The organism is Ciceribacter sp. RN22 (assembly GCF_024054295.1).
Taxonomy (GTDB): domain Bacteria; phylum Pseudomonadota; class Alphaproteobacteria; order Rhizobiales; family Rhizobiaceae; genus Allorhizobium; species Allorhizobium lividum.
The window spans coordinates 1508026-1532244 of the sequence record NZ_JAMXLD010000001.1; the positions used below are offsets into that span (position 1 = coordinate 1508026).

The 24219-nt window shown below is 61.6% G+C and carries 20 protein-coding genes and 4 tRNA genes; 20 read left to right on the forward strand and 4 right to left on the reverse strand.

Going from position 1 to position 24219, the window contains the following annotated elements; translation table 11 throughout:
* Positions 1 to 52 precede the first annotated feature (52 nt).
* Positions 53 to 1184, forward strand: a protein-coding gene (prfB, locus tag NHF53_RS07515) for a peptide chain release factor 2 (protein ID WP_252833701.1) whose coding sequence is annotated in 2 segments (ribosomal slippage) — positions 53 to 121 and positions 123 to 1184 — 1131 coding nt in all. Because the reading frame shifts where the segments join, the coding sequence is not laid out codon by codon here.
* 60 nt (positions 1185 to 1244) lie between these two features.
* On the opposite strand, the gene NHF53_RS07520 is transcribed toward prfB, so the two are convergent.
* Positions 1245 to 2456 (reverse strand): multidrug effflux MFS transporter, encoded by a 1212-nt coding sequence (locus NHF53_RS07520; protein WP_252833702.1) that lies wholly within the window; start codon positions 2454 to 2456, stop codon positions 1245 to 1247.
* A gap of 158 nt (positions 2457 to 2614) precedes the next feature.
* Here NHF53_RS07520 and NHF53_RS07525 point away from each other — a divergent pair, with 158 nt between their 5' ends.
* Positions 2615 to 3268: a TetR/AcrR family transcriptional regulator gene (locus tag NHF53_RS07525; protein WP_252833703.1), complete on the forward strand. Its 654-nt coding sequence runs from the start codon at positions 2615 to 2617 to the stop codon at positions 3266 to 3268.
* 33 nt (positions 3269 to 3301) lie between these two features.
* On the opposite strand, the gene NHF53_RS07530 is transcribed toward NHF53_RS07525, so the two are convergent.
* Both NHF53_RS07530 and NHF53_RS07535 read right to left on the reverse strand, forming a co-directional pair.
* Positions 3302 to 3817: a hypothetical protein gene (locus NHF53_RS07530; protein WP_252833704.1), complete on the reverse strand. Its 516-nt coding sequence runs from the start codon at positions 3815 to 3817 to the stop codon at positions 3302 to 3304.
* A 12-nt stretch (positions 3818 to 3829) separates the two neighbouring features.
* Complete coding sequence (locus NHF53_RS07535) at positions 3830 to 4603, reverse strand: NAD kinase (protein ID WP_252833705.1); 774 nt, start codon at positions 4601 to 4603, stop codon at positions 3830 to 3832.
* Between the two features lie 174 nt (positions 4604 to 4777).
* On the opposite strand from NHF53_RS07535, the gene NHF53_RS07540 reads away from it, so the two are divergent.
* Together NHF53_RS07540 and NHF53_RS07545 are read left to right on the forward strand one after the other, a co-directional pair.
* A tRNA-Thr gene (locus NHF53_RS07540) sits at positions 4778 to 4853 on the forward strand.
* A gap of 116 nt (positions 4854 to 4969) precedes the next feature.
* Positions 4970 to 5281, forward strand: a complete 312-nt coding sequence (locus NHF53_RS07545) for an MliC family protein (RefSeq protein ID WP_252833706.1) — start codon at positions 4970 to 4972, stop codon at positions 5279 to 5281.
* Between the two features lie 47 nt (positions 5282 to 5328).
* Here the strand turns inward: NHF53_RS07545 and NHF53_RS07550 are convergent, their stop codons facing one another.
* Positions 5329 to 6213, reverse strand: coding sequence for an RNA methyltransferase (locus tag NHF53_RS07550; RefSeq protein WP_252833707.1), 885 nt, complete (start codon positions 6211 to 6213; stop codon positions 5329 to 5331).
* 205 nt (positions 6214 to 6418) lie between these two features.
* Between NHF53_RS07550 and NHF53_RS07555 the strand changes: the two genes are divergently transcribed.
* The 16 genes from NHF53_RS07555 to NHF53_RS07630 all read left to right on the forward strand — a co-directional run bounded on the left by NHF53_RS07555 (position 6419) and on the right by NHF53_RS07630 (position 24178).
* Positions 6419 to 6503 (forward strand) — tRNA-Tyr (locus NHF53_RS07555).
* A gap of 22 nt (positions 6504 to 6525) precedes the next feature.
* Positions 6526 to 6599: transfer RNA gene (locus tag NHF53_RS07560), tRNA-Gly, on the forward strand.
* 222 nt (positions 6600 to 6821) lie between these two features.
* Positions 6822 to 7997: an elongation factor Tu gene (tuf, locus tag NHF53_RS07565; RefSeq protein WP_114362252.1), complete on the forward strand. Its 1176-nt coding sequence runs from the start codon at positions 6822 to 6824 to the stop codon at positions 7995 to 7997.
* Between the two features lie 373 nt (positions 7998 to 8370).
* Complete coding sequence (locus tag NHF53_RS07570; RefSeq protein WP_252833708.1) at positions 8371 to 9063, forward strand: glycosyltransferase; 693 nt, start codon at positions 8371 to 8373, stop codon at positions 9061 to 9063.
* A gap of 3 nt (positions 9064 to 9066) precedes the next feature.
* On the forward strand, positions 9067 to 9939 hold the full coding sequence (locus tag NHF53_RS07575) for a 3-deoxy-manno-octulosonate cytidylyltransferase (RefSeq protein WP_252833709.1): 873 nt from the start codon (positions 9067 to 9069) through the stop codon (positions 9937 to 9939).
* A gap of 314 nt (positions 9940 to 10253) precedes the next feature.
* Positions 10254 to 10517 (forward strand): hypothetical protein, encoded by a 264-nt coding sequence (locus tag NHF53_RS07580; RefSeq protein ID WP_252833710.1) that lies wholly within the window; start codon positions 10254 to 10256, stop codon positions 10515 to 10517.
* A 57-nt stretch (positions 10518 to 10574) separates the two neighbouring features.
* Positions 10575 to 10650 (forward strand) — tRNA-Trp (locus NHF53_RS07585).
* 184 nt (positions 10651 to 10834) lie between these two features.
* Positions 10835 to 11035, forward strand: a complete 201-nt coding sequence (secE, locus tag NHF53_RS07590; RefSeq protein WP_112691122.1) for a preprotein translocase subunit SecE — start codon at positions 10835 to 10837, stop codon at positions 11033 to 11035.
* A gap of 16 nt (positions 11036 to 11051) precedes the next feature.
* Positions 11052 to 11582 (forward strand): transcription termination/antitermination protein NusG, encoded by a 531-nt coding sequence (gene nusG / locus NHF53_RS07595; RefSeq protein WP_112691121.1) that lies wholly within the window; start codon positions 11052 to 11054, stop codon positions 11580 to 11582.
* Positions 11583 to 11728: 146 nt separating this feature from the next.
* Positions 11729 to 12160, forward strand: coding sequence for a 50S ribosomal protein L11 (rplK, locus tag NHF53_RS07600; RefSeq protein WP_099057545.1), 432 nt, complete (start codon positions 11729 to 11731; stop codon positions 12158 to 12160).
* 2 nt (positions 12161 to 12162) lie between these two features.
* Positions 12163 to 12861, forward strand: a complete 699-nt coding sequence (gene rplA / locus NHF53_RS07605) for a 50S ribosomal protein L1 (protein ID WP_112691120.1) — start codon at positions 12163 to 12165, stop codon at positions 12859 to 12861.
* Between the two features lie 342 nt (positions 12862 to 13203).
* Entirely contained in the window at positions 13204 to 13722 is a 519-nt protein-coding gene (gene rplJ / locus NHF53_RS07610; protein ID WP_112691119.1) for a 50S ribosomal protein L10, read from the forward strand.
* Between the two features lie 58 nt (positions 13723 to 13780).
* On the forward strand, positions 13781 to 14158 hold the full coding sequence (gene rplL, locus NHF53_RS07615; protein ID WP_114362254.1) for a 50S ribosomal protein L7/L12: 378 nt from the start codon (positions 13781 to 13783) through the stop codon (positions 14156 to 14158).
* Between the two features lie 262 nt (positions 14159 to 14420).
* Positions 14421 to 18557: a DNA-directed RNA polymerase subunit beta gene (rpoB, locus tag NHF53_RS07620; protein WP_252833711.1), complete on the forward strand. Its 4137-nt coding sequence runs from the start codon at positions 14421 to 14423 to the stop codon at positions 18555 to 18557.
* A 197-nt stretch (positions 18558 to 18754) separates the two neighbouring features.
* Complete coding sequence (gene rpoC / locus NHF53_RS07625; protein WP_252833712.1) at positions 18755 to 22969, forward strand: DNA-directed RNA polymerase subunit beta'; 4215 nt, start codon at positions 18755 to 18757, stop codon at positions 22967 to 22969.
* A gap of 156 nt (positions 22970 to 23125) precedes the next feature.
* Complete coding sequence (locus NHF53_RS07630; protein ID WP_252833713.1) at positions 23126 to 24178, forward strand: cytochrome-c peroxidase; 1053 nt, start codon at positions 23126 to 23128, stop codon at positions 24176 to 24178.
* The last annotated feature ends 41 nt before the right edge of the window (positions 24179 to 24219 follow it).

Below are 24219 nucleotides of genomic sequence, written 5' to 3' on the forward strand. Positions count from 1 at the left end.
CGGCCGCAACTATGCACGGGGCTCCTTTTCAGCGAGGTGAAAAAGCAAGCACATGCGTACGGAAATCGAGAACGTCGTCGACGAAATCAAGCAGGCCATAAGCCTGCTGAGGAGGCATCTTTGACTGGGACCAGGCGATAAGACGACTGGACTGGTTGAACAACAGGGCAGAGGATCCGAACCTCTGGAATGATGCCTCCGAAGCTCAAAAGCTGATGCGCGAACGCCAGCAGCTCGACGACAGCGTCAACGGCGTGAAGGCGCTCGAGCGGCAGCTCACCGACAACGTCGAACTCATCGAAATGGGTGAGGAAGAGGGCGATCAGGAGATCGTCACCGAGGCCGAGAACGCTCTGAAGGCACTGAAGACCGAGGCCGGCCGGCTCCAGGTCGAGGCCATGCTGTCGGGCGAAGCCGACGGCAACGACACCTATCTCGAAGTCCATTCGGGTGCCGGCGGCACGGAGAGCCAGGACTGGGCCAACATGCTGCTGCGCATGTATATCCGCTGGGCCGAGAAGCAGGGCTTCAAGGTCGAGGTCCTCGAAGTGCACGAAGGCGAAGAGGCGGGCATCAAGTCGGCGACGATCCACGTCAAGGGCCATAATGCCTATGGCTGGCTGAAGACGGAATCGGGTGTGCACCGTCTGGTGCGTATCTCGCCCTATGATTCGAACGCGCGGCGCCACACGTCGTTCTCGTCCGTCTGGGTCTATCCGGTGGTCGACGATTCGATCCAGATCGAGATCAACGAGAGCGATTGCCGCATCGATACCTACCGCTCCTCGGGTGCTGGTGGACAGCACGTCAACACCACCGACTCGGCTGTGCGCATCACCCACATTCCGAGCGGCATCGTCGTTGCCTGCCAGCAGGAACGCTCACAGCACAAAAACCGCGCCAAGGCCTGGGACATGCTGCGTGCACGCCTTTACGAAGCGGAACTCAAGAAGCGGGAAGAGGCGGCGAACGCCGAAGCCGCGTCGAAGACCGACATCGGCTGGGGACACCAGATCCGCTCTTACGTGCTGCAGCCGTACCAGTTGGTCAAGGACTTGCGCACCGGCGTCGAGAGCACCGATCCGGACACCGTTCTGAACGGCGACCTGAACGAGTTCATGGAGGCGGCACTCGCCCATCGCATTTCGGGTGGCGCCGACGTCGAGGTCGCGGACATCGATTGAGGTTCGGCAGTTCGCAGAAATGAAGAGGCGGCGGGACGAAAATCCCGCCGCCTTTGCGTTTCATGGGCGTTCTTCTGCCGGCCGGGCAGCTGCTGCGGGCCGCAATGTCAGTGCGGCAAGGAAGAGCACCATGAGCGAGCAGGCGGCGATGGTGGTTACCATCGGCAGGGCCGTGCCGTCGAAGAACAGGCTCGCCACCCCGATCACGCTTGATGCCGTGACGAATTGCAGTGTCCCCATGAGAGCCGAGGCTGTTCCGGCTATCCGTCCGTGACTTTCGAGCGCAAGCACCGCCGAGGTCGGGATCACCATGCCGAGGAAGCCGTAGGCGACGAAGAGCAACGCGGAGAGAACCGGCAGGCTGCCGAAGCCGGAGGCAAAGGCCGCGAAGAGCGCTGTCGATGCGAGCGCGAAGCCGGCGACCGCGAAGCGGATCAGCCGCCTCAGGCCGAACCGGCGCGAGAGCCGGCCGTTCATCTGCGATGCGCCGATGAAGGAGACGGCGTTCATCGAAAAGACGACGCTGTAAAGGCCGGGCGAGAGCCCATAGTGCTCGATCAGCACGAAGGACGAGTTGGCGACGTAGATCATGTAGCTCGCCATGCCGAAGGAGGCGATGAGGACGAGCCCGAGGTAATAAGGATCGCGCAGAAGAGTTCCGTAGGAGGCGAGGGCGCTGCCGATGCTGCTCTGGCTGCGGGCTTCTTCGGAACGGGTTTCCGGGAGCCGTAGTGTGACAAGCACGGCCCCGATGGCGGCGGCGAGGACCATCACCCAGAAGATGGCGCGCCAGCTTGCTGCGAGCGTCACGCCACTGCCGGCGAGCGGCGCCAGAATCGGCGACACGCTGAAGACCAGCAATAATCGCGACATCAGCTGGGCTGCCGCCACGCCGGTGAAGAGGTCACGGACGATCGCGCGGCAGATGACGGCTCCGGCGCAGGCGCCGACGCCCTGAAGCGCGCGGAAGCCGACGAGCCATTCGATCGAGGGGGAAAGCGCGCAGCCGACCGCGCCGATGGAGAAGAGCGAAAGACCAAAATAGAGCGGCTTCTTGCGGCCGATCATGTCCGAGACCGGGCCGTAGACGAGCTGGGAGAGCGCCATGGCGACGAAGAAGGAGACGAGGCTTGCCTGCACGGCGCCGCTGCCGGCGTGGAGCCCTTCGCCAATCTCGGGAAGTGCCGGAAGATACATGTCGATCGCGAAAAGGCCGATGGCGGTGAGCAGGCCGAGGACGACGGGGAGGGATGCCTTGATGTTCTGCTGCATGGAAAAAACCTTCGTTGCTCCGCGGCATGCGCCGCGTGGAGGTTGAATCGGATGCGGAATGAATGAATGAGGCGCGTCGGGCTATGCCGCGCTGTGACTATGATGTATAAATTATTGGACACAATTGTCCAATTCGTCAAGCCCCCTTATGGTGAGGCATGGATCAGATCTCGGATCATCGAAAATCATCGGACGGGCACCGCGCCGGCGCGCCGGGCAAGCGCGCCGCAATCATCGACGCGGCGGCGGCGATTTTTGCCGACAGCGGGTATTCGAGCGCCAGCATCGATGCGATCGCGGCCCGCGCCAAGGTCTCCCGCCAGACCGTCTACAATCAGATCGGCGACAAGGATAAGGTTTTCAAGGCGGTGGTGGAGGACGTCACGCAGCGCTCCAGCGCCCGCTTTTTCGCCGTTCTCGACAGTTTCCCCGACGCGCCGACGGATATCGAGGCGGATCTCGCCGCCTTCGCCAAGCGGCTGCTGAAGGTTGCGATCTGCGAGGATTGCGGGCGCTGGCTTTTCCGTATCCTGTCGCTCGAAGGTGCACGGCATCCGGAGCTTTTCACGAGCTGGCGGGAATACGGCCCGGGACGCAAATACCCCGCGCTCGCCGCCCGTTTCGCGCAGCTCGCCCACGGCGGCTATCTCCAGCTCGATGATCCGTCGCTCGCGGCGCGCCAGTTCATGGCGCTCGTCATGGCCGACGTGCGCGCCGACCTGCAGCTCGGCTTGCCGATCGCGGAAAGCGAGCTGGACGGGCTCGCACGCAATGCCGTGCAGACCTTCCTCAAGGCGTTCGCAAAGCGCTGAGGGTGAGGCGCCTGCCGCGCTATTCGCGGCCGGTCAGTTCGTGGCCTTCTCGATCTTGATCTCGCCGAGCTCGTCGATCAGCACCGTCCAGCTCTCCGGTTCGGTCGCTGCCGGATCGGTCTTCAGGTAGACGGTGGCAAAGAGCCCGGGCTGCCGGCTGATGCCGGTCGAATCCTCCGGCCGGATGTCGGTGACATAGGGTTTGATCGCCGTGAACTCTTCGAGTTCGACGCTCTCGACCACCTGGGGGCCCGTCTCGTCGACCGCGATCTGCTGCAGGTAGACCTTGGCGGTGCGATCCGGCTGGCGAATGGCGACGAGCTTGTAATAGCCGCGGCGCGTTGCTGTGCCGGCTGCTGTGCTGTCCGTGCCGGTCGCACTCTTGGCTTCGGCCTTGCCACTCGGCTCGCCGCCGGCCTCCTCCCAGAAACCCGTGCTGACGACGAAGGTCGCCGTGACCGGAAGCTCGTCGATGTCCCCGGCGAAAGCAGGGGCGGCGGCCATTGCCAGTGCGGCGAGGGCCAGTCGGGAGAAGATGTGTACAGCCATCCGGAAACCTCCCTAGTTGGAAAACTGTTCGGCCAGAATACGGTCGGACCAGGAGCGGTCGGGATCGGAGAGGATCCGCGCTGTCGTGTCCTCGGACTGGGCGATCTGCACCCTGGTCACGGATTTTACCTCGGTGTGGTCGGCGACCGCGTTCACCGGCCGTTTGTCGGCTTCGAGCACATGGATGTCGACGCTCACTTTATTCGGAAGCAGGGCGCCGCGCCAGCGCCGCGGGCGGAAGGCGCTCACCGGTGTCAGCGCGAGCAGCGGCGCTTCCAGCGGCAGGATCGGCCCGTGGGCCGAGAGATTGTAGGCGGTGGATCCCGCAGGCGTCGCGACCATCAAGCCGTCGCAGATGAGCTCGTCGAGCCGCACCTTGCCGTCGATGATGACGCGGAGCTTCGCCGCCTGGTAGGACTGGCGAAACAGCGAGACCTCGTTGATCGCCAGCGCCACCGACGTCGTTCCGTCGGCACTTTCGGTCGTCATCTTCAGGGGGTGGCAGTCGTTCTCGACGGCCGCCGCGATGCGTTCGCGCAGCTTGTCCATGTGGAAATCGTTCATCAGGAAGCCGACCGAGCCGCGGTTCATCCCGTAGACGAGCTTGCCCGTGTTCATCGTGTCGTGCAGCGTCTGCAGCATGAAGCCGTCGCCCCCGAGCGCGACGATGACGTCGGCCTCCTTCGGCTCGACATTGCCGTAGACGCGAATCAGCTCCTGCCGGGCGGCCTGCGCTTCCGGCGCGCTGGACGCTATGAAGGAAAGTGACTGGAAGGAACGAGACATCGGGGGCCCTCGGTGACGGGCTCTGTGGTACATGAAAAAGGCCGAGAGCGACAAGGTGTTTCGCTGCCCCGTTTGCCGGTCCCGACAGTCGGATGGGACCCGGCAAGCGTCTGCCGCGGCGCAGAAATTGCTTTACAGCCGGCCAAAATCTGCTTATCCGACGAGGCTCATGATGCCCTTGTAGCTCAGTTGGTAGAGCACCTGATTTGTAATCAGGGGGTCGCGGGTTCGAACCCTGCCGGGGGCACCATTTTTTCTTCGGGTCCGTTCTTTGCGGCCCGGTTCCACTCCTAGCACTTCTTGACGTTTGTCGTATTCCTGCCGGCCGCCTTGCGCTATGATCGCGAAAGTTGCGGGGAGGTTCCAATGACCCGACGGTTGCGAGTGATTGCAGGATTGGTCGCATTTGCCGTGCCGGCGATGCCGGCCATGGCCGAGGATGTGCCGACCGCCATTTACAAATGTGACGGCGGCAGCACGTTCACGGCGCGCTTCGAGAACGACACGGCCTATCTTACCTTTCCGGACGGCAAGACATATGATCTGCCGGTCGCGATCTCCGCCGACGGCTTCCGCTACGAGGCGGATGGTGTCGAACTGCGGGGCAGGGGCGAGGACGCGACCCTGACGGTGCCGGGCGCAGAGCCGCTCGTCTGCCGGGCGGAAGACGCCGATTAGCGGCGCCTCCCCTTACGCTTTCGTCCTTCAGGACTGGCCGTGGACGCCTAAGACGCAGCCTTCGCGAGGAACTGCCGCGAGGCATAGAGCGCGATGGCCGCGGCATTGGAGACGTTGAGCGACTTGATCGCCCCCGGCATGTCGAGCCGGGCGAGCGCATTGACGATCTCCCGCGTCTTCTGGCGCAGGCCCTTTCCTTCCGAACCGAGCACGAGCGCGATCTTCCCGCCTTGGAACGTGCCCTCGAGCGGGGCTGGCCCCTCCGAATCGAGACCGATCGAATAGAAGCCGAGCCGGTGCAACTCGCCGAGCGCATCCGCCAGGTTGGTGATCTGGATATAGGGGATGAGTTCGAGCGCGCCGGAGGCCGATTTTGCAAGCACGCCCGATTCGGTCGGGCTGTGACGCTGGGTGGTGATCACCGCGCCGGCATTGAAGGCGACCGCCGAGCGCATGATCGCGCCGACATTGTGCGGATCGGTCACCTGGTCGAGCACGAGGAGGAGCGGACTTTCCCTCAGCGCCTCCAGACGCCGGACGGGCAGGGGACGTGTCTCCAGCATCACGCCCTGGTGGATGGCGTCAGGGCCGAGTACCCGGTCGATCTCCTGCGGCGAGACGATTTCCACAGGAAAGGACAGTGTCTCGGCCGGGCCGATCTCGAGCCGGGCCAGCGCGTTCTGGGTCACCGAGAGCTTGATGATCCGGCGCTCCGGATTGTCGATCGCCGCGCGTACCGTGTGCAGACCGTAGAGATAGATCTGCTCGGGGGCGAGCTGCGGCGGCGTCCAGCCTTCGGCGGACTTCTTCCGCTTCTGCGGCGCCGGAGTGGGGATTTCGCCCCTCTCGCGCTTGGCGTCGCGCACCTGCCGGCGCAGGGTGGCGTAGTGGGTGTCGCGGGCGGATCTGTCTTTGGAAGTGTCTTTGGCCATGCGGCTTTATAGCGGCGAAGTCTTCCGGCGGATAGAGGTGCCCGGCGGCGAGGGTGTTTTTGCGAGGTGCGGAAAAATTTCGAAAAAATTCATCGGACATCGTGTTGACATCGACCTGCAGGGCCGTCATATACCCGCCGCAGATCACGGGGCGTCGCTCCCGAGGATCTGGAGAAAGCTTGGTCGCTTGATCCGGTCGGAGACTGGAGGGATGCCCGAGTGGTTAAAGGGGACGGACTGTAAATCCGTTGGCTCAGCCTACGTTGGTTCAAATCCAACTCCCTCCACCATTCCGACATCGGATCGAACACCGCGGGTATAGCTCAATGGTAGAGCAGCAGCCTTCCAAGCTGAATACGCGGGTTCGATTCCCGCTACCCGCTCCAATCGCACCGCCCGCCCGAAATTGCTGAATTTTCTGGCCTGTCGCCTCCGCAGTTCATGTCCCACCTTCGTTTGTACAGGGCGCCGGCCGTGTCGGCATCGCGCGTGCAGCGGCCTTTGTCGCACCGAGCAAATAGGTCTTGCGCAATTGCTGCGAAAGCCTTAAACGGCGGCACTAAACCCGTTTGCCGGGTCAACCATTTACGATCATAGGAAGCATTCAAATGGCAAAGAGTAAGTTTGAGCGCAACAAGCCGCACGTTAACATTGGCACGATCGGCCACGTTGACCATGGCAAGACGTCTCTGACGGCGGCGATCACCAAGTACTTTGGTGAGTTCAAGGCCTATGACCAGATCGACGCGGCTCCGGAAGAAAAGGCTCGTGGTATCACGATCTCGACGGCGCACGTCGAATACGAAACGGCGAACCGCCACTACGCGCACGTCGACTGCCCCGGCCACGCCGACTACGTCAAGAACATGATCACCGGTGCTGCCCAGATGGACGGCGCGATCCTGGTTTGCTCGGCTGCCGACGGCCCGATGCCGCAGACGCGCGAACACATCCTGCTCGCCCGCCAGGTCGGCGTTCCGGCGATCGTGGTGTTCCTGAACAAGGTCGACCAGGTCGACGACGCCGAGCTTCTCGAACTCGTCGAGCTCGAAGTTCGCGAACTCCTGTCTTCGTACGACTTCCCGGGCGACGACATCCCGGTCATCAAGGGTTCGGCTCTTGCTGCCCTCGAAGACTCCAACAAGGAAATCGGCGAGAACGCGATCCGCGCGCTGATGGACGCTGTTGACGCCTACATCCCGACGCCGGAACGTCCGATCGACCAGCCGTTCCTGATGCCGATCGAAGACGTGTTCTCGATCTCGGGCCGTGGTACGGTTGTGACCGGCCGCGTCGAGCGTGGCATCATCAAGGTCGGTGAAGAAGTCGAGATCGTCGGCATCCGTCCGACCATCAAGTCGACCTGCACGGGCGTTGAAATGTTCCGCAAGCTGCTCGACCAGGGCCAGGCCGGCGACAACATCGGCGCGCTGCTTCGCGGTGTCGACCGCAACGGCGTCGAGCGTGGCCAGATTCTCTGCAAGCCGGGTTCGGTCAAGCCGCACAAGAAGTTCAAGGCCGAAGCCTACATCCTGACGAAGGAAGAAGGCGGCCGTCATACGCCGTTCTTCACGAACTACCGTCCGCAGTTCTACTTCCGCACGACGGACGTGACGGGCATCGTGACGCTTCCGGAAGGCACGGAAATGGTCATGCCTGGCGACAACGTCACCGTTGACGTCGAGCTGATCGTTCCGATCGCGATGGAAGAAAAGCTGCGCTTCGCTATCCGCGAAGGCGGCCGTACCGTCGGCGCCGGCATCGTCGCCTCGATTATTGAATAATAATCGAGCGAGAGGCCGAAAGCTGCCGACGCATTGAAGTGGTGCAAATGGCGCGCAAGCGCGATTTGCACGCGGCGCCGGCATCATCGCCTCGGTCATCGAGTAAGTTTCGGTTCCCGCAATGGACCGACAGAACCCCGCCGGAAACGGCGGGGTTCTTGCGTTTGAGAGTGAATAGAACGCTGACGGCGTTTTGCGGCTGGATGCGGATGATGCGACAGGCCACCTGCGGGACGCATGGCTGCATTGGCATGCGGATATTGGCCAAGCCGGCGAATTGTGTGTAGAAGAGTGACTCCCAATCGTTCTGCCCGTCGACAAGTCGATGTCGATCTCGCGGGCCATCAATCTCACTCGATTTCAGGAGAACGGAATGCTGGATAAGACTGCGCGCATCTATATCGGTTTCGACTCGAACGAGGTGGCCGCCTATCATGTTCTGGCGCAGAGCATCATTCAGCATTCGACGATCCCCGTCGTCTTCTCTCCGATCGTGCTCGGCCATCTCGGCGGACTCTTCGAGCGCGAGCGCAATTCCCTTCAGTCGACGGAGTTTTCGTTCTCGCGCTTCATGGTTCCCTACCTGAGCGACTACGAAGGCTGGAGCATGTTCATTGACTGCGACATGCTCGCCAGAGCGGATATCGCGGAACTCTGGGCCTTGCGAGACGATCGCTATGCCGTGATGTGCGTGAAGCACGACTATCAACCGAAGATCGACACGAAGTTCCTCGGGCAGACTCAGACCAAGTACGAGAAGAAGAACTGGTCGAGCGTCATCCTTTTCAATAATGCGAAGTGCCGGGCGCTGACGCCGGACTATGTGAACTCGGCGACCGGTCTGCAGCTGCATCAGTTCAAATGGCTCGAGAGTGACGACCAGATCGGCGACCTGCCGGTTACCTGGAACTATCTCGTCAACGAATACGAATACAGGCCCGATGCCAAGATCGTCCATTTCACCGATGGCGGCCCGTATTTCGACGAATACCGTAACTGCGACTATGCCGAAGAGTGGTTCGCCATGCGGGACCGTGTTCTTTTCGTTCGCCAGCGAGAGTCCTGATTGATGTCTGCTGATTCCGTTTCGTCCGCCGCGGCGCCCGGCGCCGCCGAGATCGCCGACTGGTCTGCGTTCTTTTCGCGATATTCGCACATCGTCCTCGTCGCAAACAGCGACCAGGCGCAACTCGGGAAAATGAAGGCGAGCCTGCCGGACACGGCGCTGTTCGTGTTCTTCAACAAGGTCTACAAGGTTCTCGACGCGCCGTTTGACGGGAACGCGCTGCTCGTCGCCCGAAGCGGCTCCGTCGGCGCCAATATCGTCTATCGCCGTGAAGTGGCGGAGGTTCTGGGATATTTCCCCGGTGATCGCTTTGCCGGCGTCGTCAATCTTCGCGTCGATCCGGGTGAGCGATTCAGCCGTCCGGAAGAGTTCGAAGGAGCCTCCGTTCGGCATCTCGATCTCGCGTCCTACTTTTCCGACTTCTATTCTCCGGGCCGAATACCGACCAGCGGCTTTGCGCTGGCTGTCTGGCTGGCGGAGCTTAGAATGGGCCGGCCGGTTATGATCACCGGCTTCTCCGCTCGTAGAAGTGCGAGATGGAAACTCTTCCACCAGCACGACTGGACGCTGGAACAGGTGATCCTGCGTCTGTTGATCCGCGGTGGTCTCGTCGTTTCCTCCGAGAAAACCGACATCAACCCCTACGCGGCGCTTGCGCTGCGCTTTCCGGAACTGAATGCGACCGAGGCTGTATTCACCGGCGTCGAGGTGCTGTCGGAGAGGCTGGAGGGGGCCAATCACGAGATCGACCGGCTATTCTCCTACACCAAGGTCGGTCGCGCCATACACACCTTCAGCCGTTGGCTGAAGCCAAAGAAGCGGAAAGTCAGGCTGGCAGAAAAGTTGCGCGCCACCGAGCAGAACGGCGGCGCTTGATGTTCGGTTCGGCCGTATGACGGGCTGCACTGTCGGAAATCCGACGCGACAGCGAAACCGGATACAGCGCTGAAGTCTGCCTGCCTTTCGGTAGGGTGCGTGCCGACGAAGACCGGCCGCTCATCTGGAATGTCTCGAAGGGTAGGGGATTGCGCCTTCTGGTTCCGGACCGGGTTGCGCTGGTCCGGCAGGCGCTTTCGCTTTCGTAGAGCGCGCAGTGGTCGGCGACGCCCGCAGTCGACGTTGCCGCTTTCCGGGCGCTGGAGGCGAATACCATCGCCGGGCAGTCGGTCGGCTTCGTCGCGCGGCAATCGGTGAACTTTGATCTCGCCGACATCGGCTCGTCCTTGCGAATGGACGGCTTCCTCGATGGACGTAGCCGCGCTGCCCATGCGAAACTGGGTGTGGAAAAGAAGCGGTCGAGGGGCGTGACGCTCTCCGCCGACCTCTCCGACCCGTTCAACTCGACCGTCGCCACGCTCGGCGCCCGCGTCCAGCGTCACTGGTGGGCGTCAAAGATCGTTTCGGCCTGTCGAAAAAGAAAAAACAGGCTTGCCAATCGTTTCGGCTCACCTTAAAGGGAGCGCCATGCCAGCGCGCAGGACGTGGTTTGACGCCGCGTCGGTGCCGGATCTAGGGGTATAGCTCAGTTGGTAGAGCGGCGGTCTCCAAAACCGCAGGTCGGGGGTTCGAGCCCCTCTGCCCCTGCCATGTCCCTTTCGAAGAGGACGAAGAACCGCGTGCCCGAGAGTTTCGGGCGGGCCGGCAAAAATTTGCATGATATCGATTTCGCTCTTGTGAAATGCGGAATCGGTGTTTATGTAGGGTGAAACAGACACGCGGTGCGTGGGGCTGATATAGTCGGCTTTACGCGCCGTAAAAGCGTGGGCAATAGATGGCATCCAAGACAAATCCGTTTGCGTTTCTGCAGCAGGTTCGCTCCGAGACGAACAAGGTGACATGGCCCACTCGTCGCGAGACGATGATCTCCACGGCCATGGTCCTCTTCATGGTGCTTTTTGCGGCGCTGTTTTTCTTTTCGGCGGATCAGATCATCGGTTGGCTTATCGGCCTGGTGCTGAGCGTCGGTAACTAATCGGGCGGAGACGGACATGGCGGCGCGTTGGTACATCGTCCACGCTTATTCGAATTTTGAGAAGAAGGTGGCTGAATCCATTGAGGAGAAGGCCCGGCAAAAGGGGCTCGAGCATCTTTTCGAGAAGATCCTCGTGCCGACCGAGAAGGTGGTCGAAGTGCGGCGTGGCCGCAAGGTCGACAGCGAGCGCAAGTTCTTTCCGGGCTATGTCCTGGTGCGCGCCGATCTGACCGACGAGGCCTATCATCTCATCAAGAATACTCCGAAGGTGACGGGGTTCCTCGGTTCCGACAATAAGCCGGTTCCGATCCCGGATTATGAGGCTGAGCGCATCCTGGGTCAGGTCCAGGAGGGTGTCGAGCGTCCGAAGTCTTCCGTCTCCTTCGAGATCGGCGAGCAGGTCCGCGTTTCCGACGGTCCTTTCGCCTCGTTCAACGGCACCGTTCAGGATGTCGACGAAGAGCGTTCGCGCCTCAAGGTGGAAGTGTCGATCTTCGGTCGCGCCACCCCGGTCGAGCTCGAATATTCTCAGGTCGAAAAGGTCTGAGTGTCGGGGCGGTTATCCGCCCTGTTCCGCGTGGGAGGATGAGGACCTGAAGCCGGGTCTTTCAGACGGACCACGCAACCGCAGCCGCCGATGCAAATCGGCATTTTCGGGCCGGGCGACCGGTCCTTAAGGAAAGGCAGAGAGAAATGGCTAAGAAAGTTGCAGGCCAGCTCAAGCTGCAGGTCAAGGCAGGATCGGCAAACCCGTCCCCGCCGATTGGTCCCGCACTTGGTCAGCGTGGCATTAACATCATGGAATTCTGCAAGGCGTTCAACGCCGCCACGCAGGAAATGGAAAAGGGTATGCCGATTCCGGTCGTCATTACCTATTACCAGGACAAGTCCTTCACCTTCGCGATGAAGCAGCCGCCGGTCACCTACTGGCTGAAGAAGGAAGCAAAGATCACCTCCGGCTCGAAGACGCCGGGCAAGGGTGCGAAGGTCGGTACCATCACCAAGGCTCAGGTCCGTGCGATCGCCGAAGGCAAGATGAAGGACCTCAACGCAGCCGACGTCGAAGGCGCAATGGCGATGGTCGAGGGCTCTGCCCGCTCCATGGGCCTGGAAGTGGTAGGTTGATCATGGCTAAGCTCGCAAAGCGCATTCAGAAGATCCGCGAAGGCATCGATCCGTCGAAGCTCGTGGCCTTGCCGGAAGCAATCGCTCTCGTGAAGGAGCGTGCCGTCGCCAAGTTCGACGAAACCGTCGAAATCGCGATGAATCTCGGCGTCGACCCGCGTCACGCCGACCAGATGGTCCGTGGCGTCGTTAACCTGCCGAACGGCACCGGTCGCGACGTTCGCGTCGCCGTCTTCGCCCGTGGCGCCAAGGCTGATGAAGCCAAGGCAGCCGGCGCGGATATCGTCGGTGCGGAAGAACTCGTCGAGATCGTCCAGGGCGGCAAGATCGACTTCGACCGCTGCATCGCCACCCCGGACATGATGCCGCTCGTCGGCCGTCTCGGTAAGGTTCTCGGCCCGCGCGGCATGATGCCGAACCCGAAAGTCGGGACCGTCACCATGGACGTCGCCGGTGCCGTCAAGGCTTCCAAGGGCGGCGCCGTCGAGTTCCGCGTCGAGAAGGCCGGTATCGTTCATGCCGGTATCGGCAAGGCTTCCTTCGACGCCAAGGCGCTCGAAGAAAACATCAAGGCCTTCGCTGACGCCGTTATCAAGGCGAAGCCCGCCGGCGCAAAGGGTAACTACGTCAAGCGCGTAGCGATCTCCTCGACCATGGGCCCGGGCGTCAAGATCGACCCGGCTTCGGTCACCGCGGCCTAAGAATTCTTTCGGAGCCCCAGAGGCTCCGGAAAACAGTGATTTCCGGCCCGAAAGGGCCGGGAATTTCCGGGGAAACCCGGAACTCCTGTCCGAGATTGCAGGCGGCTTCGGCCTTAATCGTCATGGTCTGCATGAGACGGGTAAGACCCGGATTTGGAAAGGCACCTGGTGTCTTGAAAGAGTCGGTTCGAGCCTAGTGTGCCTTGTGCCTGGAACCAAACGGTGACAGTGCGAGGGGACAGGATCCTCAAGCGTCGCTTGGGGTCCGATCTGAAGGATCCCTTGAGGCAAAGGCAAACCGGCAGGGTCCGAGATATCGGTCCTGCCAACTGGAGACAGACAGTGGAAAGAGCGGAAAAACGCGAATTCGTCACGGAGCTGAACGAAGTCTTCAAGGCTTCCGGTTCGGTTGTCGTGGCCCACTATGCTGGTGTCACAGTCGCGCAGATGAACGACTTCCGTTCGAAGATGCGCGCTGCTGGCGGCACCGTCAAAGTCGCGAAGAACCGTCTGGCCAAGATCGCTCTTCAGGGTACGGAGTCGGAAGGGATCTCTGATCTCTTCAAGGGTCAGACGCTGATCGCATACAGCGAAGACCCGGTTGTGGCTCCGAAGGTCGTCGTGGATTTCGCCAAGACCAACGACAAGCTCGTTGTTCTCGGTGGCGCCATGGGGGCAACCGCTCTCAACGCGGACGCAGTCAAGTCGCTTGCGACCCTGCCTTCGCTCGATGAGCTGCGCGCGAAGCTGCTGGGCCTTCTCAACGCCCCGGCTACCCGCGTCGCTACGGTTGTCGCAGCACCGGCAAGCCAGCTTGCCCGCGTGTTCTCGGCCTACGCCAAGAAGGACGAAGCCGCCTAAGGTGGTTTTTCGCTGTTAATATCGAACCAGTTCGAACCGAACAAAAGGAACTAGTAAAATGGCTGATCTCGCAAAGATCGTTGAAGACCTCTCCTCGCTGACCGTTCTGGAAGCCGCTGAGCTTTCCAAGATGCTCGAAGAAAAGTGGGGCGTTTCCGCTGCTGCTCCGGTAGCAGTTGCTGCTGTTGCTGCTGGCGGCGGTGCCGCTGCTGTTGAAGAAGAAAAGACCGAATTCGACGTCATCCTCGTCGACGCCGGCGCCAACAAGATCAACGTCATCAAGGAAGTCCGCGGCATCACCGGCCTCGGCCTCAAGGAAGCCAAGGATCTGGTCGAAGGCGCTCCGAAGCCGGTCAAGGAAGGCGTTTCCAAGGGCGAAGCTGCTGACCTCAAGAAGAAGCTTGAGGAAGCCGGCGCCAAGGTCGACGTCAAGTAATATCGGAACAGCTTGTGGGAGGGGACGTTTTGTCCTCTCCCATTCGCCGTTTCTCGAGAACAGATTACCCAAAAGCCCGTCAAGACGGCTTTTGGGTAATGGGTTCTTCAAGAGGATGGTTCCAATCCGACCCGCCAGGCAATCCGGCCGGCCGTTCGGAGACAGGAACGAGGTTGAACGTTTCCCATTGATTGACGGACCTGAATGGCCAGCAGGTTCCGTCTGTTGCAGGCCCGGATGCACAAATTGACAAGGAGCGACGATGGCTCAGACCCTTTCCTTTAATGGTCGCAGGCGCGTACGCAAGTTTTTTGGAAAAATTCCAGAAGTGGCGGAAATGCCGAACCTCATCGAGGTTCAGAAGGCTTCCTATGACCAGTTCCTCATGGTCGACGAACCCCAAGGGGGGCGTCCCGACGAGGGACTTCAAGCCGTTTTCAAGTCCGTCTTCCCGATCACCGACTTCTCGGGCGCTTCGATGCTCGAATTCGTGTCCTACGAATTCGAACCGCCGAAGTTCGACGTCGACGAATGCCGCCAGCGTGACCTGACCTACGCCGCGCCGCTGAAGGTGACGCTGCGTCTCATCGTGTTCGATATCGACGAGGACACCGGCGCCCGTTCGATCAAGGACATCAAGGAACAGTCGGTCTACATGGGCGATATGCCGCTCATGACCAACAACGGTACCTTCATCGTCAACGGTACCGAGCGCGTCATCGTGTCCCAGATGCACCGTTCTCCGGGCGTGTTCTTCGATCACGACAAGGGCAAGAGCCATTCCTCCGGCAAGCTGCTGTTCGCCGCCCGCGTGATTCCGTATCGCGGTTCCTGGCTCGACATCGAGTTCGACGCCAAGGACATCGTTCATGCGCGCATCGACCGTCGCCGCAAGATCCCCGTGACGTCGCTGCTGATGGCGCTCGGCATGGACGGCGAAGAAATCCTGTCGACCTTCTACTCGAAGTCCGTCTATCAGCGTGACGCAGGCGGCTGGCGCGTTCCCTTCAGCCCGGAAGCGCTGAAAGGTGCCAAGGCCATCTCCGACATGATCGACGCCGACACCGGCGAAGTGGTTGTCGAGGCGGGCAAGAAGCTCACCCCGCGTCTGCTGCGCCAGATGCAGGAAAAAGGCCTCAAGGCCCTCAAGGCCACCGACGACGATCTCTACGGCAACTACCTCGCCGAAGACATGGTCAACATGGCGACCGGCGAGATCTATCTCGAAGCCGGTGACGAGATCGACGAGAAGTCGCTGCAGGTGATCCTGGACTCCGGTTTCGACGAGATCCCGGTTCTCGGCATCGACCACATCAATGTCGGCGCCTACATCCGCAACACGCTTTCCGCGGACAAGAACGAGAACCGCCAGGATGCGCTGTTCGACATCTACCGTGTCATGCGTCCGGGTGAACCGCCGACCATGGAATCGGCCGAAGCCATGTTCCAGTCGCTGTTCTTCGACGCCGAGCGCTACGACCTGTCGGCCGTCGGTCGCGTCAAGATGAACATGCGTCTCGACCTCGACTGCCCGGACACCGTGCGCGTCCTGCGCAAGGACGACATCCTGGCGGTCGTCAAGATGCTCGTCGAGCTGCGTGACGGCAAGGGCGAGATCGACGACATCGACAACCTCGGCAACCGTCGCGTTCGCTCCGTCGGCGAACTGATGGAGAACCAGTACCGTCTCGGTCTGCTCCGCATGGAGCGCGCGATCAAGGAACGCATGTCCTCGATCGAAATCGACACGGTGATGCCGCAGGATCTGATCAACGCGAAGCCGGCGGCTGCCGCTGTTCGCGAATTCTTCGGCTCCTCGCAGCTGTCGCAGTTCATGGACCAGGTGAACCCGCTTTCGGAAATCACCCACAAGCGCCGTCTTTCGGCTCTTGGCCCGGGTGGTCTGACCCGCGAGCGTGCCGGCTTCGAAGTCCGCGACGTTCATCCGACGCACTACGGCCGTATCTGCCCGATCGAAACGCCGGAAGGCCCGAACATCGGTCTGATCAACTCGCTCGCCACCTTCGCCCGCGTCAACAAGTACGGCTTCATCGAAAGCCCGTACCGCAAGATCGTCGACGGCAAGGTGACCAACGAGGTCGTGTACCTGTCGGCCATGGAAGAGGCGAAGTACTACGTCGCCCAGGCGAATTCCGAGATGACCGCCGACGGCGCCTTCGTCGAAGAATTCGTCGTATGCCGTCATGCCGGCGAAGTCATGCTCGCGCCGCGCGACACCATCAACCTGATGGACGTCTCGCCGAAGCAGCTTGTCTCGGTCGCGGCCGCGCTCATTCCGTTCCTGGAAAACGACGACGCCAACCGCGCTCTCATGGGCTCGAACATGCAGCGTCAGGCCGTGCCGCTTCTGCGGGCGGAAGCACCGTTCGTCGGCACCGGCATGGAGCCGATCGTCGCCCGCGACTCCGGTGCTGCGATCGCGGCTCGCCGCGGCGGCGTGGTCGACCAGGTGGATGCGACCCGTATCGTTATCCGCGCCACGGAAGACCTCGATCCGTCGAAGTCTGGCGTCGACATCTACCGCCTGATGAAGTTCCAGCGTTCGAACCAGAACACCTGCGTCAACCAGCGTCCGCTGGTCACCGTCGGTGACGTGCTCAACAAGGGTGACATCATCGCGGACGGTCCGTCGACCGATCTCGGCGATCTGGCGCTCGGCCGCAACGCGCTCGTCGCGTTCATGCCCTGGAACGGCTACAACTATGAGGACTCGATCCTCATGTCCGAGCGTATCGTGAGCGAAGACGTCTTCACCTCGATCCACATCGAGGAGTTCGAGGTCATGGCCCGCGACACCAAGCTGGGTCCGGAAGAAATCACCCGCGATATTCCGAACGTTTCGGAAGAAGCGCTGCGCAACCTCGACGAAGCCGGTATCGTCTACATCGGTGCAGAGGTTCAGCCGGGCGATATCCTGGTCGGCAAGATCACGCCGAAGGGCGAAAGCCCGATGACGCCGGAAGAAAAGCTTCTGCGCGCCATCTTCGGTGAGAAGGCGTCCGACGTCCGCGATACCTCCATGCGCATGCCTCCGGGCACGTTCGGCACCGTCGTCGAAGTTCGCGTCTTCAACCGCCACGGCGTTGAGAAGGACGAGCGCGCGATGGCGATCGAGCGCGAGGAAATCGAGCGTCTCGCGAAGGACCGCGACGACGAACAGGCGATCCTCGATCGCAACGTCTACGGTCGTCTGCTCGACATGCTACGTGGCCAGATGTCGATCGCCGGTCCGAAGGGCTTCAAGAAGGGCGTCGAGCTCTCCAACGCCGTCGTCTCGGAATACCCGCGTTCGCAGTGGTGGATGTTCGCCGTCGAGAACGAGAAGGTCCAGGGCGAGATCGAAGCTCTGCGTGGCCAGTACGACGAATCCAAGTCGCGCCTCGAACAGCGCTTCATGGACAAGGTCGAGAAGGTCCAGCGCGGCGACGAAATGCCTCCGGGCGTCATGAAGATGGTCAAGGTCTTCGTCGCTGTGAAGCGCAAGATCCAGCCGGGCGACAAGATGGCCGGCCGTCACGGCAACAAGGGTGTCGTCTCGCGCATCGTTCCGGTCGAGGACATGCCGTTCCTCGAAGATGGTACGCATGTCGACATCGTTCTGAACCCGCTCGGCGTTCCGTCCCGTATGAACGTCGGTCAGATCCTCGAAACCCATCTTGCCTGGGCTTGCGCCGGCATGGGCAAGAAGATCGGGCAGATGCTCGAGGACTATCGCAAGCATCTCGACATCACCGAGCTGCGCAACGAGCTGACCGATATCTACGCGTCGGAGGCTCATGACGAGGTCAAGAACTTCGACGACGAGTCGCTGGTTCGTCTCGCCGAGGAAGCCAAGCGGGGCGTTTCGATCGCCACGCCGGTCTTCGACGGCGCGCACGAAAGCGATGTCGCCTCGATGCTGACCAAGGCTGGTCTCCATCCGTCGGGTCAGTCGGTCCTGTATGATGGCCGTACCGGTGAGGCCTTCGACCGCAAGGTCACCGTCGGCTACATGTACATGATCAAGCTGAACCACCTGGTCGACGACAAGATCCACGCGCGTTCGATTGGTCCGTACTCGCTCGTCACTCAGCAGCCGCTGGGCGGTAAGGCGCAGTTCGGCGGTCAGCGCTTCGGGGAAATGGAAGTCTGGGCGCTCGAAGCCTACGGTGCTGCATACACCCTGCAGGAAATGCTCACCGTCAAGTCGGACGACGTCGCGGGCCGTACCAAGGTCTACGAAGCGATCGTGCGCGGCGACGACACCTTCGAGGCGGGCATTCCCGAGAGCTTCAACGTTCTCGTCAAGGAAATGCGCTCGCTCGGCCTCTCCGTCGAACTCGAGAACTCGAAGGTCGGCCCCGAGGATGCGAGCCAGCTTCCGGACGCCGCCGAGTAACAGGTTGACAAGGGCGTGCGTGGCGAAGGCCGCGCACGCCATTCCCTCCCGGGACAGCCGTTCCGGATCTGGCCGGGGTAGGGGAGTTTCGCCGCATTTCGCGGTTATTGTCATTTAGGGGTCCGGTGCGGCAACCCGGGATTTCGCCGCCGCCGTGACCCAATTGAGGGCTCTTTTGCCCCATCAAGGAGACAGGCATGAACCAAGAGGTCATGAACCTTTTCAACCCGCAGGTGCCGGCCCAGCACTTCGATTCGATCCGCATCTCGATCGCGTCGCCGGAAAAGATCCTTTCCTGGTCCTACGGTGAGATCAAGAAGCCGGAAACGATCAACTACCGCACGTTCAAGCCCGAGCGTGACGGCCTGTTCTGCGCGCGCATCTTCGGACCGATCAAGGACTACGAGTGCCTGTGCGGCAAGTACAAGCGCATGAAGTACAAGGGCATCATCTGCGAAAAGTGCGGCGTCGAAGTCACGCTGTCGCGCGTTCGCCGCGAGCGCATGGGCCACATCGAGCTCGCTGCACCCGTTGCCCACATCTGGTTCCTGAAGTCGCTTCCCTCGCGCATCTCGACGCTGCTCGACATGACGCTGAAGGATGTCGAACGCGTTCTCTACTTCGAGAACTACATCGTGACCGAGCCCGGCCTGACTGCGCTCAAGGAGCACCAGCTGCTCTCCGAAGAAGAGTACATGCTGGCGGTCGACGAATATGGTGAGGACCAGTTCACGGCGATGATCGGCGCCGAGGCCATCTACGAGATGCTCGCCTCGATGAACCTCGACAAGATCGCCGGCGACCTGCGTTCGGATCTGGCCGACACGACGTCCGATCTGAAGCAGAAGAAGCTGATGAAGCGGCTGAAGATCGTCGAGAACTTCATCGAATCGGGCAACCGTCCGGAATGGATGATCATGAAGGTCGTTCCGGTCATCCCGCCGGACCTGCGCCCGTTGGTTCCGCTCGATGGCGGCCGTTTCGCGACGTCCGACCTCAACGATCTCTATCGTCGCGTCATCAACCGTAACAACCGCCTGAAGCGCCTCATCGAGCTGCGCGCGCCGGGCATCATCATCCGCAACGAAAAGCGCATGCTGCAGGAATCTGTCGATGCGCTGTTCGACAACGGCCGCCGCGGCCGCGTCATCACCGGCGCCAACAAGCGTCCGCTGAAGTCGCTGTCCGACATGCTCAAGGGCAAGCAGGGCCGCTTCCGCCAGAACCTGCTCGGCAAGCGCGTCGACTATTCCGGCCGTTCGGTCATCGTGACCGGTCCGGAACTCAAGCTGCACCAGTGCGGCCTGCCGAAGAAGATGGCGCTCGAGCTGTTCAAGCCGTTCATCTATGCCCGTCTCGACGCCAAGGGTTATTCCTCGACCGTCAAGCAGGCCAAGAAGCTGGTCGAGAAGGAAAAGCCGGAAGTCTGGGATATCCTCGACGAGGTCATCCGCGAGCATCCGGTTCTCCTGAACCGTGCGCCGACGCTGCACCGCCTGGGCATCCAGGCCTTCGAACCGATGCTGGTCGAAGGCAAGGCGATCCAGCTGCACCCGCTCGTCTGCACGGCCTTCAACGCCGACTTCGACGGTGACCAGATGGCCGTTCACGTGCCGCTGTCGCTCGAAGCCCAGCTCGAAGCCCGCGTGCTGATGATGTCGACGAACAACATCCTGCATCCGGCGAACGGTGCCCCGATCATCGTTCCCTCGCAGGACATGGTTCTCGGCCTTTACTACCTGTCGATCATGAACCAGAACGAGCCGGGCGAAGGCATGGCCTTCTCCGACATGGGCGAACTGCACCACGCTCTGGAAAACAAGGTCGTCACGCTGCACGCGAAGATCCGCGGCCGCTACAAGACCGTCGACGCCGAAGGCAAGCCGGTTTCGAAGATCTACGAAACCACCCCTGGCCGCATGATCATCGGCGAGCTTCTGCCGAAGAACGTCAACGTGCCGTTCGACATCTGCAACCAGGAAATGACCAAGAAGAACATCTCGAAGATGATCGACACGGTCTACCGCCATTGCGGCCAGAAGGACACGGTCATCTTCTGCGACCGCATCATGCAGCTGGGCTTCACCCACGCCTGCAAGGCGGGCATTTCCTTCGGCAAGGACGACATGGTCATCCCGGACACCAAGGCGAAGATCGTCGGTGACACCGAAGCCCTGGTGAAGGAATACGAGCAGCAGTACAACGACGGCCTGATCACCCAGGGCGAGAAGTACAACAAGGTCGTCGACGCCTGGGGCAAGGCCACCGAGAAGGTCGCGGAAGAGATGATGGCGCGCATCAAGGCCGTCGAATTCGACCCCGCGACCGGCCGGCAGAAGCCGATGAACTCGATCTATATGATGTCCCACTCGGGTGCTCGTGGTTCTCCGAACCAGATGCGCCAGCTGGGCGGCATGCGCGGCCTCATGGCCAAGCCGTCGGGTGAAATCATCGAGACGCCGATCATCTCGAACTTCAAGGAAGGCCTGACCGTGAACGAGTACTTCAACTCGACGCACGGTGCCCGTAAGGGTCTCGCAGACACCGCCCTGAAGACCGCGAACTCCGGTTACCTGACCCGTCGTCTCGTCGACGTGGCGCAGGATTGCATCGTCAACATGGTCGATTGCGGCACCGACAAGGGCCTGACCATGACGGCGATCGTCGACGCCGGCCAGGTCGTGGCGTCCATCGGCGCCCGCGTTCTGGGTCGTACCGCGCTCGACGACATCGATCATCCGGTCACGGGTGAGCGCATCGTCGACGCCGGCAAGATGATCATGGAAGCCGATGTCGTCGAGATCGAAAAGGCTGGCATCCAGTCGATCCGCATTCGTTCGGCTCTGACCTGCGAAGTCCAGACGGGCGTCTGCTCCGTCTGCTACGGCCGCGACCTCGCTCGCGGTACGCCGGTCAACATGGGCGAAGCCGTCGGTGTCATCGCCGCGCAGTCGATCGGCGAGCCGGGTACCCAGCTCACCATGCGTACCTTCCACCTTGGCGGTACGGCAAACGTGGTCGACCAGTCGTTCCTTGAAGCGTCTTACGAAGGTACGATCGCCATCAAGAACCGTAACCTGCTGCGCAACTCCGAAGGCAATCTCATTGCCATGGGGCGCAACATGGCGATCACCATCCTCGACGAACGCGGCGTGGAACGCTCCTCGCAGCGCGTCGCCTACGGTTCGAAGGTCTTCGTGGACGATGGCGACAAGGTCCGTCGTGGCCAGCGTCTCGCCGAGTGGGATGCCTACACCCGCCCGATGATGACGGAAGTCGAAGGTATCGTTCACTTCGAGGATGTCGTGGACGGCATCTCCGTTCTGGAAGCGACCGACGAGTCGACCGGCATCACCAAGCGCCAGGTCATCGACTGGCGTTCGACCCCGCGCGGCGCGGACTTGAAGCCTGCGATCGTCATCAAGGACGCCGCCGGCAACGTGCTCAAGCTGTCGCGTGGCGGCGAAGCCCGCTTCCAGCTCTCGGTCGACGCGATCCTGTCGGTCGAACCCGGCCAGAAGGTCTCCCAGGGTGATGTTCTTGCCCGTTCGCCGCTCGAAAGCGCCAAGACCAAGGACATCACCGGTGGTCTGCCGCGCGTTGCCGAACTGTTCGAAGCCCGTCGTCCGAAGGATCATGCCATCATCGCAGAGATCGATGGTACGATCCGCCTCGGCCGCGACTACAAGAACAAGCGTCGCGTCATCATCGAGCCGGCGGAAGACGGTGTCGAGCCGGTCGAGTACCTGATCCCGAAGGGCAAGCCCTTCCATCTTCAGGACGGCGACTACATCGAAAAGGGTGACTACATCCTCGACGGTAACCCGGCTCCGCACGACATTCTGGCGATCAAGGGCGTCGAGGCTCTGGCCTCGTACCTGGTCAACGAAATCCAGGAAGTCTACCGACTGCAGGGCGTTGTGATCAACGACAAGCACATTGAGGTGATCGTTCGCCAGATGCTGCAGAAGGTCGAGATCACCGATGCCGGCGACAGCCAGTACATCGTCGGCGACAATGTCGACCGCATCGAGCTGGAAGACGCCAACGATCGCCTGATCGAGGAAGGCAAGAAGCCGGCATCCGGCGAGCCCGTCCTCCTCGGTATCACCAAGGCCTCGCTGCAGACGCCGTCGTTCATCTCGGCCGCATCCTTCCAGGAAACCACCAAGGTTCTCACGGAAGCTGCGATCGCCGGCAAGACCGACACGCTGCAGGGCCTCAAGGAGAACGTCATCGTCGGCCGCCTCATCCCGGCCGGTACCGGCGGAACCATGACGCAGATCCGCCGCATCGCCACCTCGCGCGACGACCTCATCCTCGAGGAACGCAAGAAGGGCACCGGTGCGGACGTCGCGACCCCGATGCTGCAGGACCTCGCCGCCGGCGAGAACCTTCCGGCCGGCGAATAATCGCCGCGCCACTTCGAAGATGAAAAAGACCGTCCGGAGCGATCCGGGCGGTTTTTCGCATCTGCAGGTGGCGCGTTGCAAACTTGATCTATTTCAAGGCGCATTATTAGAATTAGTCTAAACTGTGGGGCGTTCGAAACCGAATGGAGACACCCCATGAAGAAGCTTTCGACTGCCGTCTCGGCCCTTCTGGTTGCGACTTCGACATTGGCCGCCGACGCTGTTCCCGACACTCGCTCGAGAGCGCTCGAGGTCTTCAAACCCCTGCCGTCGACGACGCCGGCAGTGGCCCACAATCCGATAACGCCGGACAAGATCGCGCTCGGCAAGGCGCTGTTCTTCGATCCGCGGATATCCGCGTCCGGCGTCTTCTCCTGCAATTCCTGTCACAACCTGGCGACCGGCGGGGATGACAATCTGGAAACTTCGATCGGCCATGGCTGGCAGAAAGGGCCGCGCAATGCACCGACGGCACTGAACGCCGTCTTCAACATCGCCCAGTTCTGGGACGGGCGGGCCGAGGACCTGAAGGCCCAGGCCAAGGGCCCGGTGCAGGCGGGCGTCGAGATGGCGAACACGCCGGAGAATGTCGTGGCGACGCTGAAATCGATGCCGGCCTATGTCGACTGGTTCAAGGCGGCCTTTCCGGACGAAGCCGATCCGGTGACCTTCGACAACTTCGCCAAGGCCATCGAGGCCTTCGAGGCGACGCTGATCACGCCGGCGCCCTTCGACGCATGGCTGAACGGCGACGACGAGGCATTAACGGCGGAGCAGAAGCAGGGGCTCGCGCTCTTCATGGACAAGGGGTGCTCCTCCTGCCATACCGGGATCAATGTCGGCGGGCAGGGGTACTTCCCGTTCGGCGTGGTCGAGAAGCCCGGTGCCGACGTGCTGCCGCAGAACGACAAGGGGCGCTTCGCGGTCACCAACACGGCGGACGATTCCTATGTCTTCCGTGCGGCTCCGCTCCGCAACGTCGCGCTGACGGCTCCCTATTTCCACTCCGGGAAGGTCTGGGACCTGAAGCAGGCGGTGGCGATCATGGGGACGGCGCAGCTCGGGCAGGAACTGAACGACGGGGAGGTTACCCTCATCGTCGCCTTCCTCAATTCGCTGACCGGCAAGATGCCTGAGGTCAGCGTGCCGGTTCTGCCGCCCGAAACCGAAGCTACGCCTCGACCGAACGGGAAGATCGTCAAGAAATAGATCTTCGGACAGACGAGAAAGGCCGCCGGCATGCACCGGCG